This is a genomic window from Microcoleus sp. AS-A8 (assembly GCA_039962225.1).
GTDB lineage: Bacteria > Cyanobacteriota > Cyanobacteriia > Cyanobacteriales > Coleofasciculaceae > Allocoleopsis.
Genome location: JAMPKV010000008.1, coordinates 56,239 through 73,191, shown reverse-complemented (window position 1 = coordinate 73,191; position 16,953 = coordinate 56,239). Strand labels below are relative to the sequence as shown.

Genomic DNA, 16,953 nt, shown 5'->3' with positions numbered 1-16,953 from the left:
ACATAAAAGGGGTTAAGGCAGTTTCTCTCGCCTTGAGCCGGGTTGCCAACATTCCACATATTTGAGCAAGGTGACGATGAAACGAGCAACAGTCGGTATGAGTGGGTGTATTACAAAGGTTTTAGGTGCGATCGCTCCTTTACGAGGTATGCTGAGTGCGATCGCAATTCCCTTGGCGATCGCTGCGCTGTGTCCCCCTCTCCAAGCACAGGTGCCACCCATCACTCAAGAACCAGGCACGAATACGAACGTTAACCCCGATGCAGGCAACCCCAACCAATTTAACATCACGGGTGGGCAGCTATCAGGAGACAATCAAAATCTGTTCCACAGCTTCGGGCAATTTGGTCTGAACTCTGGGCAAATCGCCAACTTTTTATCTAACCCCAATATCCGCAATATCTTGGGGCGAGTGATGGGGGGTGAACCTTCAATTATTAACGGACTCATTCAAGTTACGGGCGGACAGTCTAACCTGTTTTTGATGAATCCTGCTGGGATTGTGTTTGGTTCAGGCGCAAGCTTGAATGTGCCTGCCTCGTTCACGGCTACCACCGCTACAGGTATCGGTTTTGGCAATAACTGGTTTAATGCTAGTGGTGTTAATGACTATGCTGCCCTCGTCGGTTCTCCCAGTGGCTTTGCTTTCAATGTCAATCAGCCAGGAGCAATTATTAATGCAGGCAACTTAAGTGTAAGTGGGGGAGACTTAACACTGCTAGGTGGCACTGTTGTCAGTACTGGAAACGTTTCAGCACCAGGAGGACAAATTACAGTAGCGGCAGTAGAGGGTGGAAAGTTGGTGCAGATTAAGCAACAGGGGATGCTGCTAAGTTTGGAGGTAGAACCTCTAGCTTCGGCAGATACTCAGCCAGGAAACTGGGCATTGCAAATCAAGTCCCTACCAGAATTGCTCACAGGCGAGGGTGGTGGTAATGTCACAGGCATAATGGTTAACGATGATGGTACGGTATCGCTGACGGGGTCGGGTCTCAAGGTCGATGCAAGCACGGGTACGGTGATTGCCTCTGGCAGTCTGGATGTTTCAGACACAGCACAGGGCAAGATGGGAGGCACTTTACACGTACTTGGGGATAGGGTAGCCCTGATTGGCGCTAACATCAATGCTTCTGGCGCAAATGGCGGTGGAACAGTGCTAATTGGCGGTGACTACAAGGGTGAGGGAACGGTTCCGAATGCGTCGCGCACTTATGTCAGCCGAGATTCAGCGATCGCAGCAGATGGGTTAGTTAATGGTAATGGCGGTCAAGTGATTGTTTGGGCTGATGAGGTAACCCAGTTCTACGGTAATATCAGCGCTCGTGCTCGTGGCAGCATGAACTTCGGGAATGGTGGATTTGTTGAGGTATCCGGCAAACAAAACCTAGTTTTTGACGGCACGGTTGACTTGCGGGCGCAAAATGGCACGCTTGGTACTCTACTGCTCGATCCAGAAAATATCAGAATTGTAGATTTTTTGGATGGAGAAAATGACGCTGAAATAGCAGATGGTGTAATTCTGGCCAACGAAGGTACTGGCACCTTCACAATATCCGAGAATACACTCGAAGCTCTGACTGGTGACATCATTCTAGAAGCAACCAACGATATTGTAGTTGAAGCCGTCACGTCCCTAGATTTTCCGATTGGTCGGTCGGTTAGGTTGACGGCAAATGCTGATGGTATCGGTGGCGGCTCTTTTAGAATGGAGCAACCTCTTGCTTTTATTAGCGCTACCGGAGGAAATCTGGAAATTTCAGGAGCCAGCATTGAGCTTGGAGGTCAGATTACAGCGACGAATGGAAGTATCACGCTCAACGGCCCGGTAAACCTGATAGGGAATACTTACCTCGGTACCTTAAACAACAATAGTGCTACCAATATCACCTTTACTAACACCATTAATAGCTCAGATGCCAACCCCAGAAGCCTGACCTTGGGAGCGGGAAACACAGGTAATGTGAATATTTTGGGGGCTGTTGGCGGCACAAATCCCTTGAACATTTTGCAAATCAATGGCAATAATGTTTCCCTAACAGATTTCTCCGGCAATGAACTCGGCATACAAGCCGTGAGAAATGTCAATCTGAATCCTACCGGCAACCTCCTATCAAATACTTTTATCACCTCCAGAACAGGGGAAATACAGCTAACAGCGCAAGGTAGCCTAACGTTACAAAACAGTCAACTAGAAACATCTTACGACGGGGGTGACATCCGACTAAACGCTCCAGCAGGAAACATAACGTTAGAAGATACCAGGCTAAACTCAACCAGAGACCTATCCTTGAACGCACAGTCTGTAGTAGTCCAAGCCAATAGCCAATTGCAGGCAAGGAGAGATTTGAGGTTACAAGCACAGGGAAATCCAGGAAATCTTAGGATAGAAAACAGTCAGCTAGAGGCAGAGCAAAACCTAATTTTGCAAGCACCGCAGGGGAATATTACGGTAGAAAACAGCCAACTGTTAATAACGTCATTTATCGATGGACGGGATATACAGTTAGAGGGACAATCCATCACCATCGGACAAAATAGCAGCTTGGAGTCAAAGAGAAACTTAACCGTAACAGCACAGCAGAACCTAACCGTGCAAGAAAGCCAACTGCGATCGCCCAACAACATACAGCTAGCTGCACAAAATACAGTACAGGTGAGTGATGGAGCAAATCCCTCCATCATTCGCACGGGAGGAAATCTTACCATTCAAGGAAATCAGGCTGTTAATATTCAAGCACTCAACCGTCCCCAATCGGTACTCCGAACAGGTGGCAATCTCACCTTAATTAGTGATGGCAATGTTAATGGAAATGGCCGTTTTATCAACGATGGAAATTTCTCAGTTCTCAATGTATCCGGTGGACTAGGTAATTTCCGTTACAACGCGATCAGCTCCAATGGCATTATTAGCTCAGCAGGAGATGTCAGTTTTGGTAATTACGAAGGAGTATCCCTGAAAGTAGAAGCGGGGGGAAGCATTACGGGTGGAAATATCACCATCACAGGACCGAATACTGCTTTGCAAGGGACAGACTCAGATATTCTCATTCTGTCAAATGACCCAGCCCTAATTTTACGTGCAGGCTTAACCGAACTGAAAAATACGCCAAATGTTCTTCCTAGTTTGATGGAACTGCGAAACTCCCCAACTGTTCCTCCCAACCGCACTTTAGGAGGAACAACCTTCACATCAACTGGAGTTAGCTCGTCACCTGCAAGTATTACAGTGGGAAACATCTCAACCACCCCTTCTTTTGCGAATGGAGGCTCTGTCATCCTCTCAGCACCTGGAAACATCATAACTGGAGCTATTACAACGGGTGGTGATACGTCCAAGTTTGATAACAAAGATACCTTTGGTGGTTTTGTATCGTTGTCTGCTGGGGGCAATATTGAAGTTAAAACGATTAACACCAGTGGTAGTGATGGAGGGGATGTAACGATCAGATCAGGTGGTACATTTCGCGCCACGGACACCTTACTGGTTCGGGATTTTGTGGATGGTGGTAGCAATATCGATCAAATCCAAGGCCAGGCAGTTTTAGGAGCGGTTGTCCCCACTAGCATTTATGCCACAGGTGTTTCTCAAGGAGGTGCTAACATCAGCATCCAGCATGGGGGCAGCTCTTTTGTAGTGGGGCCGACATTTCAAACGGATGCAAATGGTAATACGCTCTATCGACTAATAGAAAGGGATGGGGATGGAAATATCCTACGCGATGCCAATGGAAATATCGTGCTGGGAGAGCAGATATTCCCTAGCCTAGATGACGATGGCTTCATCAACTATGGAACATTTGTCAATGCCAATGGAGATACATTTAGCAATTTTGAAGTATTTGCTGTAAGCACGCCGATTACAGCCAATGACCCAACTGTCAGTTTTACAGCAGGAGCTATCACGTCCAACCAGGAAAACGAAGGGCTTGTTGTTTCGTTTCGAGATAGACCCCTGATCGGCAACGGGACAGTTGTAGCGGGTGGGGGTCGCATTAGCGTAACATCTTCTTTCCTCCCCAGCGATGGTGGCACAGATAGCAATGTTGGTACGGGTGGGGGCACTGGCAGTGGTGGAGGGATTGGTACTAGCACGGGTACTGATACTAGCACTGGCATTAATACGGGTTCTACTACCGACACTGGCACTAACACGGGTTCTAGTACCGACACCGGCACCGATGCTTCTGGTAGTGGCAGCGTTCAGATTGGCACCGAACTCTTTGAGTATCAGAACAAGCAAGCGGATCGCTTGAGCCACTGTCGAACCTCTCAAGAGCAGTCTGAAAAGACAACGGAGGAAGAGAAAAGCGATCGCACTGAGGAGGAAGACTGTGAGGAGATAGACTTCTTTCAACTGCCAACCTCTCAGCCAGAACTATTGCGTCTGGAGTTTCCACTGCCCACAGAGAATCAAATCCAGCTAAACTTCCCAAGCATCTTGAGGTCATATCTCCTGGATTTACAACGTTAGCTTCAACGCGATTGAAGGTTGGAATCATTCATGTAAATGCCCCTGGAAAAGCGATGAAATCCTATAGAGTTGGTTTGACTGCCCTAGTTACTTTCCTTGCCACTGTCTCAACACCCTTGATAGTTGCCTCTGTTGCTGTATTCTCACCACCATCGACCTCTGTTCAAGCTCAAGATACTCGTAAGACATCAGCCGACCAACTCATACAGCAAGGCATTACCCAATATCAGCAAGGTAAGCTGGACGCAGCAATTCAATCTTGGCAACAAGCGCTGAAAATTTACCAGCAACTCAAAGAACGTCAGGGTGAAGCAACAGCACTCGGAAACTTGGGTGCAGCCTACCTGGCAACCGGAAACTACAAACAAGCGATCGCATCCTTGCAACCCTTGATACCCATTACCCAAGCATTAAGCGATCGCAACGGTGAAGCGCGAGCTCTAGGCAATCTGGGAATTGCGTACAAAGGCATGGGTGACTACGAAAAAGCGATCGCTTCCCATCAGCAAGCATTGGCACTGATGCAGCAGCTAAAAAACCGCCAAGGCGAGGGACAGATTCTGGGAAATTTAGGCAATGCTTATGAAGGCTTAGGGAATTATGACAAAGCTATTGCATCCTATCAGCAAAGCTTAACCATTGCCCAGGAAGTCAAAGACCGCATTGGAGAAGGGGCGGCGTTAGGAAATCTTGGAGCAATTTACGCCAACCAAGGCAAGTACGACGAAGCAATTAAAACATATCAACAGAGTTTAGCGATCGCACAAGCTGTTGACGACAAGGCAGGACAAGCAAATACTCTCAACAATTTAGGAATTGCTTCCCAAGTCAAGGGTGACACCGCTAAAGCCATTGATTACTACAATCAAGGATTGACCCTAGCACGGGCAATCGGCGATCGCCAACTCGAAGCCAGGACACTGGGAGGCTTAGGGCTAACTTATGAAGACCAACGCGACTTCCCCAAAGCGATCGCACATCAACAGCAGACGCTGAAAATTGCCCAAACAATGGGCGATCGCCAACTCGAAGCAATGGCCTTTAATAACTTGGGTCATGCCCTGTTTAGCGCGAATAATCTCCCAGAAGCGGAGAAACAACTCAGGCAAGCCTTAACCGCGTTTGAATCGCTCCGACCCGGTTTGACGGATGCGGATAATGTGTCCGTTTTTGACACCCAAGTATTCTCCTACAACCTGCTGCAACAAATCCTGATTGCTGCGAAAAAGCCTGAAGCGGCTTTGGAAATTTCTGAGAGAGGGAGGGCGCGTGCTTTTGTCGAATTACTCGGTCAACGGTTATCTCCGCAAGCCGCCCAAAACTATAAAACCAAGGCACAACCACCGACTATTCAGCAAATTCAGCAAATAGCTAAAACCCAAAAAGCCACAGTCGTTGAGTATGCCATCATCCCGGATGATGATTTCAAATTTCAAGGCAAGCTGCGTGGGCCATCCTCCAAACTCTTCATCTGGGTTGTCCAACCCACTGGTCAAGTTGCCTTTCGCCAAGTTGATCTGAAAAATCTTAAACCCGTGCCAGGGCAGGCAAAAAGTAATGCCCCAACGTCCTTAGAAGACCTCGTTCGCGCCAGCCGGAATTTAGAGGGTCCTTACGCCCAACGTAGCGAATCGGTGAGAAAGCAACTTTATCAACTTCTCATTCAACCGATTGCCGAATTTTTACCAAAAGACCCTACAGAACGGGTCGTTTTTATCCCCCACGAAACCCTATTTTTATTACCTTTTCCGGCACTCCAAAACGCCTCCGGTCAGTACCTGATTGAAAAACATACCATCTTAACCGCTCCAGCCATTCAAGTTCTCGAACTAACGCACCAACAACGAAAAAACCAAGCGTCACAAAATGCAGAACAACTGCAAGGAAAGAATGCCCTAATCGTAGGCAATCCTAAAATGCCTGCCGACCTCGAACCATTACCTGCTGCTGAACAGGAAGCCATAGAAATTGCCAAGCTTTTAAATACCCAAGCCATCACCGGTGAACGGGCAACTAAGACGAGTGTTGTCCAGCAGATGTCTAAAGCGCGACTGATGCATTTCGCGACTCACGGCATCCTGGATGATATCAAGAAACTGGGCGTACCGGGTGCGATCGCACTCGCGCCTTCCCAAGGTGATGAAGGATTCCTCACATCGGGAGAAATCCTCAATTTAAAGCTGAATGCAGACTTAGTTGTTCTAAGTGCTTGCAACACGGGTCGAGGAAAAATCACGGGCGATGGCGTGATCGGGTTATCTCGTTCTCTGATTAGTGCCGGAACTCCCAGTGTTATTGTCTCCCTCTGGTCTGTCCCCGATGCACCCACTGCGCTATTGATGACCGAATTGTATCGTAATCTCCAGCAAAATCCTGACAAAGCCCAAGCGTTGCGTCAGGCTATGCTAACAACGATGAAACAACAACCAAACCCCTATAATTGGGCGGCTTTTACATTAGTTGGCGAAGCCGATTGAGCTGTTAGCTTGCCATATAGGGATAGTCCTTCGATTTAGTGGGCGAGGATGTTACGGGGATTGCCTAACATAATCAAAGCCTGTAATAAATTCCATAACCTCACTCACTGACGGCAGAGTCGCTTCCGGTGTTTGCAGGGAGTTGTTTTTAGAACGACCGCCTAAGTTAGATTGATTCATCCACGATTTGCCAAAAGCAGGATGGTAATAGAGATCCAACTTCTGAGCGCTAGAGTTAGTAATAACGGTATGAGTGGGAGCTTGGAAAAAGTCAAGAGAATCTATTACTTTAGGGGCTATATTAGAGGGTTCAGTAGCGTTAATCTTATCAATCGCTTGATGAAGGTTGATAATTAATTGTCTAATTTGCATTGGTTCTTTGCTCCCTGAACTATTTAGTTCGGGTGCTTCGAGAGTATTGATGATCGCAAGAATATTTTGATGAGTTATCCCTGCATCTTTGAAGGGAAGAATGGCAAAGTAAGCGAAGGTGAATAGATCCAGATTAGAGCTAATCGTGAAGGTTATCGTCGTTTTTCGAGCACCAATCTCAAGACTGGGAGCTTTACAAATAACTGGGTAAATATGAGCAATTTGATAGTAACTAGAGGCCAACGCTAAATTGGCGTTGAGATCTAACGGCGCATCAATGGTAATCTGTACAGTCGGCTGAGTTGCGTTAAAAAACTTTTGCAACCCCTCGCTAGAGAGGTAAAAAATCTCGCTGCGATCGCCTTCCGGACTCAGGTCAACCCACTCACAAGTTATCCCGGTCGTTTTCAACCCAAACCGAGAAACAGCATGAAGTTTCGCCCCGGTCAGGGTCGCACCACTCAAGTCAGCCCCAATCCAATCCACCTTAATCAGAGAAGCTTGAGTTAAATCGGCGTGAACTAGGCTGGCATTATGTAAATTAGCATTACTTAAGTCAGCCCCCATTAAGTTGGCTCCACTTAATTTGGCATCGCTCAGATTAGCCCAGCGCAGATCGGCTCCACTCAGGTCGGCCCAGCGGAGATTGGCTCGGCTAAAGTCAGCGCCACTGAGATTGGCAAAACTCAGATTCGCTTGCCTCAGGTCAGCCTCTCTGATGTTGCTATCGCTGAGGTCGGCTCGGTTCAGGTCAGCTTTGTTTAAATTCGCCCCTTCCAAAATGCTGGCGGTCAGGAAGGCACCCCGGAGGTTCGCTTCACTTAAAGTAGCACGGCTGAGTATAGCTTGTCTGAGGGCGGCCTCTCGCAGATCCGCACCACTGAGGTTCGCTTCTTTGAGCGTTGCCCCAGACAGTTCAGCACGAATTAGTTCAGCACGAATCAGTGCGGCCTGAGTCAGGTTGACTCCCCTCAAGTCGGCCCTAATTAAATTGGTAACATTGAGGCTGGCCTGGATTAAGTTGGCTTTCGAGATATTAGAGCCACTGAGTCTGGCGACATTAAGTTTAGCTCGGCTGAGGTTAGCCCCACTCAAATTAGCTCCACTCAAGTTAGCCACACTTAAATTCACTTCACTCAAATTAGCACCGCTAAGATTAGCACCACTTAGGTTGACTTCGGCAAGGTTAAGACCCGAAAAGTCTCTCTCTCCCGCTGCATATTTTTTGAGAATTTCCCTGACATTCATTTCCTTGTCAATCCCAAGCTTGAGTTAGGGGGCGAATGGTAGCGACCAACCCTAGCATTGACTAAAACAGCGAAGGTCTAGTCGCCTTCAGCTTCAGCGTTGCACAAATCTTAGTTTAATAGTTGCATATGCTGAACTTTGATAAAACAAGACGATGAACATTGGGATTGTAGGGCTAGGGCTGATTGGTGGCTCATTAGGATTAGACTTGAGAACACTCGGTCACCAAGTCTTAGGCGTTTCTCGCCAAGAGCAAACGTGTCAACGGGCGATTGAACGGGGTGTTGTGGATGACGCTAGTCAGAATCTAACGCTTTTGGCGGCAGCCGATGTTGTGTTTATTTGCACACCGATTGCTGCGATCGCACCCACTGTACAGCAGTTAATTCCCCATCTCTCCCCCGATACCGTACTCACCGATGTCGGTTCGGTTAAGGCGGCAGTGGTTGACCAAGTTGCTGCTTTATGGCACAACTTCGTCGGTGGACATCCCATGGCAGGCACAACAGACAATGGCATAGAAGCGGCTGTCTTAGGGCTATTTGCAGATAATCCTTACGTCCTAACACCGATTGACACGACACCAGCATCGGCGGTGAAGCGGGTAGAGGAGATTGTGCGATCGCTCACTTCACGAGTCTATTTCTGCCGTCCTGAAGACCATGATCGCGCCGTGGCGTCGATTTCTCACCTACCCGTGATGGTTAGCGCCAGCTTGATCGATAGCTGTATGAGCGAACCTGACTCAACCGTTTTAGAGTTAGCTCAAAAGTTAGCCAGTTCTGGCTTTCGGGATACCAGCCGCGTTGGAGGCGGCAACCCAGAGCTGGGGATGATGATGGCGCGGTATAATCGAGAGTCATTGTTGCGATCGCTCACTTCCTATCGCCACAGCCTCGACCAATTTATTGAGTTCATCGAGCAGGAAGATTGGCAAACTTTAGAGGAAAAACTCCAAGAAAATCATAGGCAGCGTCCGCACTTTCTTTAAAGTTTAAATAGGGATTGATTGCTGATTATTAGGGAACCAAAAGAAATTGGAACCGTTTCATGGTGGCGTCATCTGGTTGTCACAAGAACGTCATACAGACTCTTTAAAGTGGTAAATGTCATCTGTAGAGCGTCTTGTAGAACCTCTTCTGTTTGCTCTCTTGACATGACACTAAACAGCCACGATTCGGTATTAATTAGGATCGCGTCATCCACAGCAATCGATTTCTTGAATAGAATCCCATGGTACTCGATAACCAAACTTCTAAAGCTTACGATTCTGCCTCTTTTCCTTTAAAAAAGGCTGCGAGTTATTTATCACTGGTGTTGCTGGGAGTGGGTGTTACTTTATCCGGAAATTATTTCTTATCGGGTCACTTGCTCTCTTCGGCTACACCGAATTCTCCAAATTCCAGTAAAGCTTTCGCCGGAACCATTCCCCCTAGCACACGGTTACCCATTCAAGACACAAATTTTATTACCCAGGTCGTCGAAAACGTTGGGCCTGCTGTGGTGCGGATTGATTCCTCTCGAACCGTCACGTCCCGGAGGCCACAAGTTTTTAATAACCCACTGTTTCGCGATTTTTTTGGAGCCGATCTTCCCGCAGAGCCACAAAGGCGAGTTGAACGCGGTACAGGGTCAGGCTTTATGATCAACAGCAATGGTGAGATTCTGACGAATACTCACGTTGTAGAGGGTGCCGATACGGTGAATGTGACTCTCAAAGATGGTCGCACCTTTGTGGGTAAAGTGGTCGGAACCGACCCGATGACAGATGTTGCCGTCGTGAAAATTCAAGCGAACAATCTCCCCGCCGTTACCCTCGGCAATTCCGAACAACTCAAACCAGGGGAATGGGCGATCGCGATCGGTAATCCCCTCGGTTTAGATAATACTGTCACAACAGGCATCATTAGTGCCACAGGGCGTTCCAGTTCTCAAGTCGGTGTCCCCGATAAGCGGGTTAACTTTATCCAAACGGATGCCGCGATTAATCCCGGCAATTCTGGCGGGCCTTTGTTAAATGCCTCTGGTCAAGTGATTGGCATGAATACAGCCATTATCCAGGGTGCCCAAGGTTTAGGCTTTGCCATTCCTATCAATACCGCTCAACGGATTGCTCAGCAATTAATCGCGACGGGTCAAGCTCAACATCCTTACCTCGGCATCCAGATGGTGACATTAACGCCAGAGTTAAAACAAAACATTAATAACAATCCTCAGGCGGGTCTTACGGTCAATGAAGATAACGGCATACTGATTGCCAAAGTGATGCCCAATTCCCCCGCCGCCCAAGCTGGACTACGTGCTGGGGATGTTATCCACAAAATCAACGGTCAACGTGTGAAAAACGCTGAGGATATCCAAAAAGCTGTGGAGAATTCTCAGGTTGGCAGCAACTTACAATTTGGGTTGCGCCGCAATCAAACAGAGATGAATGTAGCGGTGAAGCCGGGAGCCTTTCCGATTGAGCAGGCTCAGAGGTAATGATGGGGGGATGGGGGACGGGGAGATGGGGAGATGGGGAGATGGGGAGATGGGGGGATGGGGGAACAAGAAATTACTACTTCCCAATCCCCGAAAAACGAGAAATTTGTACCTCATCCACATGAGAACCACTATATCCGTTTATCTAAGGCAATATGTATTGCTGTTCTAATATCTTTTAGGGCGCTTATACTATCTCCTTTATGAAAATGCACTTGCGCTCTTAATCGATATAATTCAGTTTCTTGACTATTGGATTGAATCGCTACATTATAGTTGTTAATTGCTGCTGACCAATCTTTTAAATCAGCATAAACAGCCGCTCTATTTCTATGATAAATAGTTTGTTTAGGAGCTAAGGTTATTGCTTGGGTAAAATCTCTAAGAGCATCTTGCTTATCTCCTAGTTTAATTCGCGAGATTCCCCGACTATTATAGATGTTTGCAAGACGGACAGGATTATCGGCTGTTTTAAGAGCTTCAGTATAATTTTCAATGGCTTGACTATATTCTCTTGCAATAAATTTTTCCTGACCCCGATTATAAAAATCTAAGTCATTCTTTTCTGTTGGGGGAGTATTTTGTTTGAGTGGCTGTCGAGTTGGATGGATAATTATATAAGTTTGGGAATTGTCATCAATTTGTTGATGGTTATTACTTGTTGAATAGTTATTAGTAGAACCATTAGGTTTACTAAACAAAATAACAGTTACAGAACCCAGTAATGCGATTGAGAGAGTTACGATACCAAACCTAGAGCATCTCCTCTTAACACTGTGAATAGCATTCTTGGGGAGTAAGTTTCTACCCGTTTTAATGCCATTGCTAGCTGTGGATGATGCCTGTTTGTAGCTAAACTGTTTATCCATAGGTGTTTCAGCTTGATGTACAAATGTTTAATGTTGTTAGTAATTGCTACCTGAATGAGTTGACTAAATCCGGAAACTGGCTAGGCTCTAAGATTGCTCTAGCTTTAGTTTCAAACTATTTAATTGCTCAACTCAAGCGTCCAATGTTAGTCATGTCCTTAGCCTAATTCTGGAGATGCGATCTGCGCTGACGCTCGAAGACTCGCTAATGCTAGCCTGCGGCAACGCCAAGGGCGAACGCAAACGCAGCAGCGCTTCGCTATCGCATGTGACAGTTGCGTAAGTCCTGACTTAGCTCACGTCTCCTTCTCTCATCCTCGTATGAGATCCGGCCCCACTCACCCACTCCCCCCTCCCTTTGGCAAAAAAGGGGGTTATCGAGACGGATTGGGTATCACGCCAGAGGTAGATAAAAGCGAAACGTACTACCAACACCCAATTGACTTTCCACTTCAATCTCACCACCCTGCACTTCAATCAACCGTTGAGAAATCGCTAGACCAATCCCAGTTCCTCCCGTATGCTGATTTCGAGACTTTTCCGCCCGCCAGAAACGCTCAAAGACATGAGGCAAATCTGCGGGTGAAATTCCAATCCCCGTGTCAGTCACCGCAATCCACAATCGCGGGACAAAAGCTTTTGTCCCTTCGGCTTCTGCCCAAGCACGGATGATGATTGAACCCGACTCCGTATAGGTGAGGGCGTTGCCTAAAAGGTTAACCAACACCTGTTCCACTCGGTCAATATCAGCCAGTACACTGGGCAATTGCTCCGGACAGTCTAAACGCAACTGTGGGCCATCTTCCAATAACTGGTCAGCAAATTTTTCCACCAAAGACTCTAACAAGGGACGTAAATTAACAGGCTCAACCTTAATCGGGAGATATCCGGCTTCTGCCTTAGAAAGTTCCTGCAAATCATTAATCAAACGTTCTAACCGTCTGATTTCCTTTGTTAACCGCTGGTAAACCGCTGGAGTCGGTTCCATTTGACCATCGGCTAGTTCTTCGAGATAACCCCGCAGCACCGTTAAAGGAGTTCGCAGTTCATGGGTGAGGTCACTGACTAAGTCTCGCCGTCGCTGTTCTACATCTTCCAAACTGACAGCCATCCGGTTAAAACTGTTAGCCAGTTGATTGATTTCAGGAATCTCACTCGGCGGCAGTCGCTCGTCCAGTTGCCCTGCTGCAAACTTTTGGGTAATTTGTTCGATTTGAGTCAGAGGCTGTACAATTCGCTTGGAAACCCAGTAGCTAAGTCCACCGGCAGCCGTAGTCCCAACAATCACTGACCAGAAGGTACTGCGATTCCAAGCGGTTTCAAACCCCTTAACCAGATAAGTGCGAGCAAAGCGTAAAGTGAGACCTCTGCCTTCGAGTTGTTGCAGGTGCAGGACAAACAAGCGAGGGGAAGACAACTTGCCAATGATCACGAGAGAACCTACGCCCACAATCATCACTAAAAGATGGGAAAAAAACAGGCGTGATGCTAAAGGCAAGGATTTCATTCGACGCAAATTATCCTTACTCATTGGCTGACAAAATTCCGTGAAATGATGCGGAAGTTTTAAGTTGCAACTAAGTCTTCAAACTTGTAGCCGACGCCAATCACCGTCTTCACAAAAGTCGGATTAGCGGAGTCAGGCTCAATTTTTTTTCGCAACCGCGCCACATGGGTATCAACGACTCGTTCATCGCCAAAAAAGTTATCACCCCAAAGTTTGTCAATTAGCTGAGTACGATTCCAAACTCGGCCCGGCTGACTAATAAATGTAGCCAACAGATTAAATTCTAAAGTGGTTAAGTCCAGCACTTCTGTGTCGCCTACCTCCAGTTGGCGTGTTGCTGTGCGCTGATCTACATTAACTACAAAATGTTGGGTTTGGTAGATTAAATGCTGTCCCCCATGACGCAGACTGCGCCGTAATAGCGCCCGAACTCTGGCTACTAATTCGGTAGGACTAAAAGGTTTAACCAAATAATCATCTGCACCCGTGGATAGACCAATCACCCGGTCAATTTCCTCACCCTTAGCCGTCAACATCAAAATATAGGGGTCTTTCACACCGGGCTTTTGTCGAATTCTGGCACATACCTCCAAACCATCCAGACCTGGAAGCATCAAATCTAAAATGATTACATCGGGTTGTTGTTTGGTAAACGCCTGTAAAGCCGTTAGTCCATCGGCACACCAGTTGCAGGCAAACCCTTCTCTTTCTAAAGCGAGTTGGATGAGTTTGGCAATTTCTGGTTCATCCTCGACAATTAAAATGTCCATGATAGCCTCCTTTTAAATATTAGGAAGTGCAATCACAAATTCGGTTCCTTGACCCGGAGAGGAAATACAGTACAACCGACCCTTGTGAAGCTCAACCACAATTTGGTAGCTAATGGCTAACCCTAAACCAGTACCTTCGCCGACGGGTTTTGTCGTGAAAAATGGGTCAAAAGCTCTGGAACTAATTTCTTCTGTCATACCTGAACCATTGTCTGCAATGCGAATTACAATCCAGGGATGGGATGTAGATTTTGAACTTATTTCAGTGCGAATTGTTATCGTGCTGGGGTTGGCATTAATTTCGGCAAAATTCTGATGCCGCTTATGTTTTTCTAACGCATCAATGGCATTATTCAGGAGATTCATGAAAACCTGATTGAGTTCTCCTGGATAGCATTTGACCAAAGGCAGATTACTATAGTCTTTAATCACCTGAATCGTCTGAGAACTCAGCGGTGGCTTCAAGCGACTTTCTAAAAGAATTAAAGTACTATCAAGCCCTTGATGAAGATCTACCTCTTTAACAGCCGCTTCATTCACACGAGAAAAAGTACTTAAGCTCCGGACAATTTCCCGAATCCGTTCAGCCCCTACCTTCATGGAATCAAGGAGTTTGGGAAAATCTTCTATCACAAAGTCTAGGTCAATTGCCTTAATTTCTGACGCGATTTCCAGGGGGGGAGGAGGAGAAAAATCTTGATAAAAACCAATCAAATTGAATAAATCAGTGATATAATTTCTGGCATGATTAATATTGGCATAGATAAAATTAATGGGATTGTTAATTTCGTGAGCCATCCCCGCCACCAACTGTCCTAGGGAAGACATTTTTTCAGTTTGAATGAGCTGTGCCTGTGTATTCTGAAGTTGGCGTAAGGTTTTTTCTAATTGATTAGCTTGTCGTTGTAGCTGCGCTTTAGATTGCCTGACGGCTTCCTCAGTTTGCTTGCGCTTAGTAATATCTCTATCGATTCCGCGATACCCTTGGAAACTACCAGCCTTATCAAAGAAAGGAACACCACTCGTTTCGAGTACTACAATATGTCCATCTTTGTGCAAGTTGATGTTTTCGAGATTAGTAATTGACTGTCGCAAAGCCACCCGATTACTCATCATTTCACTCACACAACAGGCTTCTTCAGAGGGCATGAAGTCAAAGGGCGTTTTACCTAAAACCTCTGCCACTTCATAACCTAAAATATCTTTGATTTGGGGACTCACGTAGGTGTATACAGCATTCTGATCAACCTCCCAAATGAAATCGTTAGTGCTTTCAACCAAATTCCGAAATCGCTCCTCACTCTCTCGCAAGGCGTCCTCCGCTTGTTTGCGATCGCTAATATCGTGAGCAATCCCAATCACTGAAACCACGCGACCAAGCGAGTCTCTCAACAGTGAGAAATTAGAGGTATGCCATCGCCAAATACCAGCCTTGTGTCTAACTCGGTACTCAACCCCAGATTGATTCTGAGCATTTTCGATCGCTCGACGTAAGGTACCCAAACAGATGGGTATGTCATCGGGATGGACAAACAGAGTAAAAACTTTGCCCTCAACTTCTGAAATTTCGTGCCCTAAAAGCTCGACCCAGTTCGGGGAAACATAAGAAAAGATTCCATCCGGTGTTAGCTGATAAATAATATCGTTAGCATTTTCTACAATACTGCGAAACTTTTGTTCGCTTTCTTGAAGAGCTTCCTTTGCTTTATAACGCTCGCTGATGTCGCGGACAAAGGCGCAGTTGTACTCTTGACCCTTGAATTCTAGATGGTTGATGCTAATCTCGACCGGAAAAATTCGACCATCCTTAGCACGGTTGCTGGACTCTAAAGTCACAAAACCTAGAGATTTTATTTTTTTCCCGTATTCTGGCCAAGATTGAGCAGGAAGGTTGGGATCGATATCATAGACACTCATCGAGAGGAGTTCCTCACGAGAATAGCCCAGCATTTGGCAAGCGGCTTCGTTGACGTAAAAGAACTGAGCCTCAGCATCCATCCACAAAATTGCCTCAGGAGCATAATCCGTGGAAAACTGTGTGAATCTTAGCTGTTCATTGACCTGTTTTAACTCACCTGTCCTCTGCTCAACTCTATTTTCAAGTTCTTCCCTCGCTTGCCACAGCTCATCTTCTGCTTGTTTACGTGCCGTGATGTCGATGAGCAATCCATCCCAAAGAATCTCTCCATCCGCCTGTCGTTCCGGTGCAGAAGCCGCTTGAATCCATTTAATCCGCCCCGATGGTAAGATGAACCGACCTTCCCAAGACCAAGGCTGTAAGGTTTCAATAGAATCGGTAACTGATCGGTTGAAGTCTGCTTCATCCTGTGGATGAATCATCGACATGAGAACACTGGCATCGGCTTCAATCTCAATCGCCTCCACTTCAAAAATTTTGCGACAACTCGGACTGATAAAGGGAAAAGCCAGAGTGCCATCTGGATATCTCAAAAATTGGTAAATGACCCCCGGCACACGAGCAGAGATTCTTCGCCATCGCACTTCGCTTTTAGAAAGAGCGGCTTCTGATTGATGAGATTGAGTGATTGAGTCTTCCATTTTTCAGATTGAGTCAGCCGTAATCACATCTATCCAAAAGAACTTCTGCGCCAGGACTTCACTGTTGTTATGGCGTTAGCTGGATACGGCTGAAGGCTTTAAGTATCGAGAGGCTAAGTCAGGATAATAGTTGCAAGGGGCACGACAATGCCGTGCCCCCTAGGATGGCGCATGAATAATTTTTTGGAGAAGTCCTTTA

Annotated in this window: 9 protein-coding genes; 4 read left to right on the top strand and 5 right to left on the bottom strand. The window is 46.6% G+C overall.

Annotated elements, in window-relative coordinates:
- Positions 1-76 precede the first annotated feature (76 nt).
- Both NDI48_14370 and NDI48_14365 read left to right on the top strand, forming a co-directional pair.
- Positions 77-4,471, top strand: a complete 4,395-nt coding sequence (locus tag NDI48_14370) for a filamentous hemagglutinin N-terminal domain-containing protein (GenBank protein ID MEP0832357.1) — start codon at positions 77-79, stop codon at positions 4,469-4,471.
- Between the two features lie 53 nt (positions 4,472-4,524).
- Positions 4,525-6,948, top strand: coding sequence for a CHAT domain-containing tetratricopeptide repeat protein (locus tag NDI48_14365; protein ID MEP0832356.1), 2,424 nt, complete (start codon positions 4,525-4,527; stop codon positions 6,946-6,948).
- 51 nt (positions 6,949-6,999) lie between these two features.
- On the opposite strand, the gene NDI48_14360 is transcribed toward NDI48_14365, so the two are convergent.
- Positions 7,000-8,568 (bottom strand): pentapeptide repeat-containing protein, encoded by a 1,569-nt coding sequence (locus NDI48_14360; protein ID MEP0832355.1) that lies wholly within the window; start codon positions 8,566-8,568, stop codon positions 7,000-7,002.
- 154 nt (positions 8,569-8,722) lie between these two features.
- Here NDI48_14360 and NDI48_14355 point away from each other — a divergent pair, with 154 nt between their 5' ends.
- Together NDI48_14355 and NDI48_14350 are read left to right on the top strand one after the other, a co-directional pair.
- Positions 8,723-9,559, top strand: coding sequence for a prephenate/arogenate dehydrogenase (locus NDI48_14355; protein ID MEP0832354.1), 837 nt, complete (start codon positions 8,723-8,725; stop codon positions 9,557-9,559).
- Positions 9,560-9,801: 242 nt separating this feature from the next.
- Entirely contained in the window at positions 9,802-11,049 is a 1,248-nt protein-coding gene (locus NDI48_14350) for a trypsin-like peptidase domain-containing protein (GenBank protein ID MEP0832353.1), read from the top strand.
- Positions 11,050-11,180: 131 nt separating this feature from the next.
- On the opposite strand, the gene NDI48_14345 is transcribed toward NDI48_14350, so the two are convergent.
- The 4 genes from NDI48_14345 to NDI48_14330 form a co-directional block, all read right to left on the bottom strand.
- Positions 11,181-11,918, bottom strand: a complete 738-nt coding sequence (locus tag NDI48_14345) for a tetratricopeptide repeat protein (protein ID MEP0832352.1) — start codon at positions 11,916-11,918, stop codon at positions 11,181-11,183.
- A 394-nt stretch (positions 11,919-12,312) separates the two neighbouring features.
- Complete coding sequence (locus tag NDI48_14340; protein ID MEP0832351.1) at positions 12,313-13,449, bottom strand: HAMP domain-containing histidine kinase; 1,137 nt, start codon at positions 13,447-13,449, stop codon at positions 12,313-12,315.
- Positions 13,450-13,484: 35 nt separating this feature from the next.
- Positions 13,485-14,195: a response regulator transcription factor gene (locus tag NDI48_14335; protein MEP0832350.1), complete on the bottom strand. Its 711-nt coding sequence runs from the start codon at positions 14,193-14,195 to the stop codon at positions 13,485-13,487.
- A 12-nt stretch (positions 14,196-14,207) separates the two neighbouring features.
- Positions 14,208-16,754, bottom strand: coding sequence for a PAS domain S-box protein (locus NDI48_14330; protein MEP0832349.1), 2,547 nt, complete (start codon positions 16,752-16,754; stop codon positions 14,208-14,210).
- Positions 16,755-16,953: the final 199 nt, after the last annotated feature.

What these genes read in the sequence shown, in the direction of transcription:
- NDI48_14345 (MEP0832352.1), bottom strand. Translation starts at nt 11,918, where the DNA reads ATGGATAAACAGTTTAGCTACAAACAGGCATCATCCACAGCTAGCAAT.
- NDI48_14340 (MEP0832351.1), bottom strand. Translation starts at nt 13,449, where the DNA reads ATGAGTAAGGATAATTTGCGTCGAATGAAATCCTTGCCTTTAGCATCA.
- NDI48_14365 (MEP0832356.1), top strand. Translation starts at nt 4,525, where the DNA reads ATGAAATCCTATAGAGTTGGTTTGACTGCCCTAGTTACTTTCCTTGCC.
- NDI48_14335 (MEP0832350.1), bottom strand. Translation starts at nt 14,195, where the DNA reads ATGGACATTTTAATTGTCGAGGATGAACCAGAAATTGCCAAACTCATC.
- NDI48_14355 (MEP0832354.1), top strand. Translation starts at nt 8,723, where the DNA reads ATGAACATTGGGATTGTAGGGCTAGGGCTGATTGGTGGCTCATTAGGA.
- NDI48_14350 (MEP0832353.1), top strand. Translation starts at nt 9,802, where the DNA reads ATGGTACTCGATAACCAAACTTCTAAAGCTTACGATTCTGCCTCTTTT.
- NDI48_14360 (MEP0832355.1), bottom strand. Translation starts at nt 8,568, where the DNA reads ATGAATGTCAGGGAAATTCTCAAAAAATATGCAGCGGGAGAGAGAGAC.
- NDI48_14330 (MEP0832349.1), bottom strand. Translation starts at nt 16,754, where the DNA reads ATGGAAGACTCAATCACTCAATCTCATCAATCAGAAGCCGCTCTTTCT.
- NDI48_14370 (MEP0832357.1), top strand. Translation starts at nt 77, where the DNA reads ATGAAACGAGCAACAGTCGGTATGAGTGGGTGTATTACAAAGGTTTTA.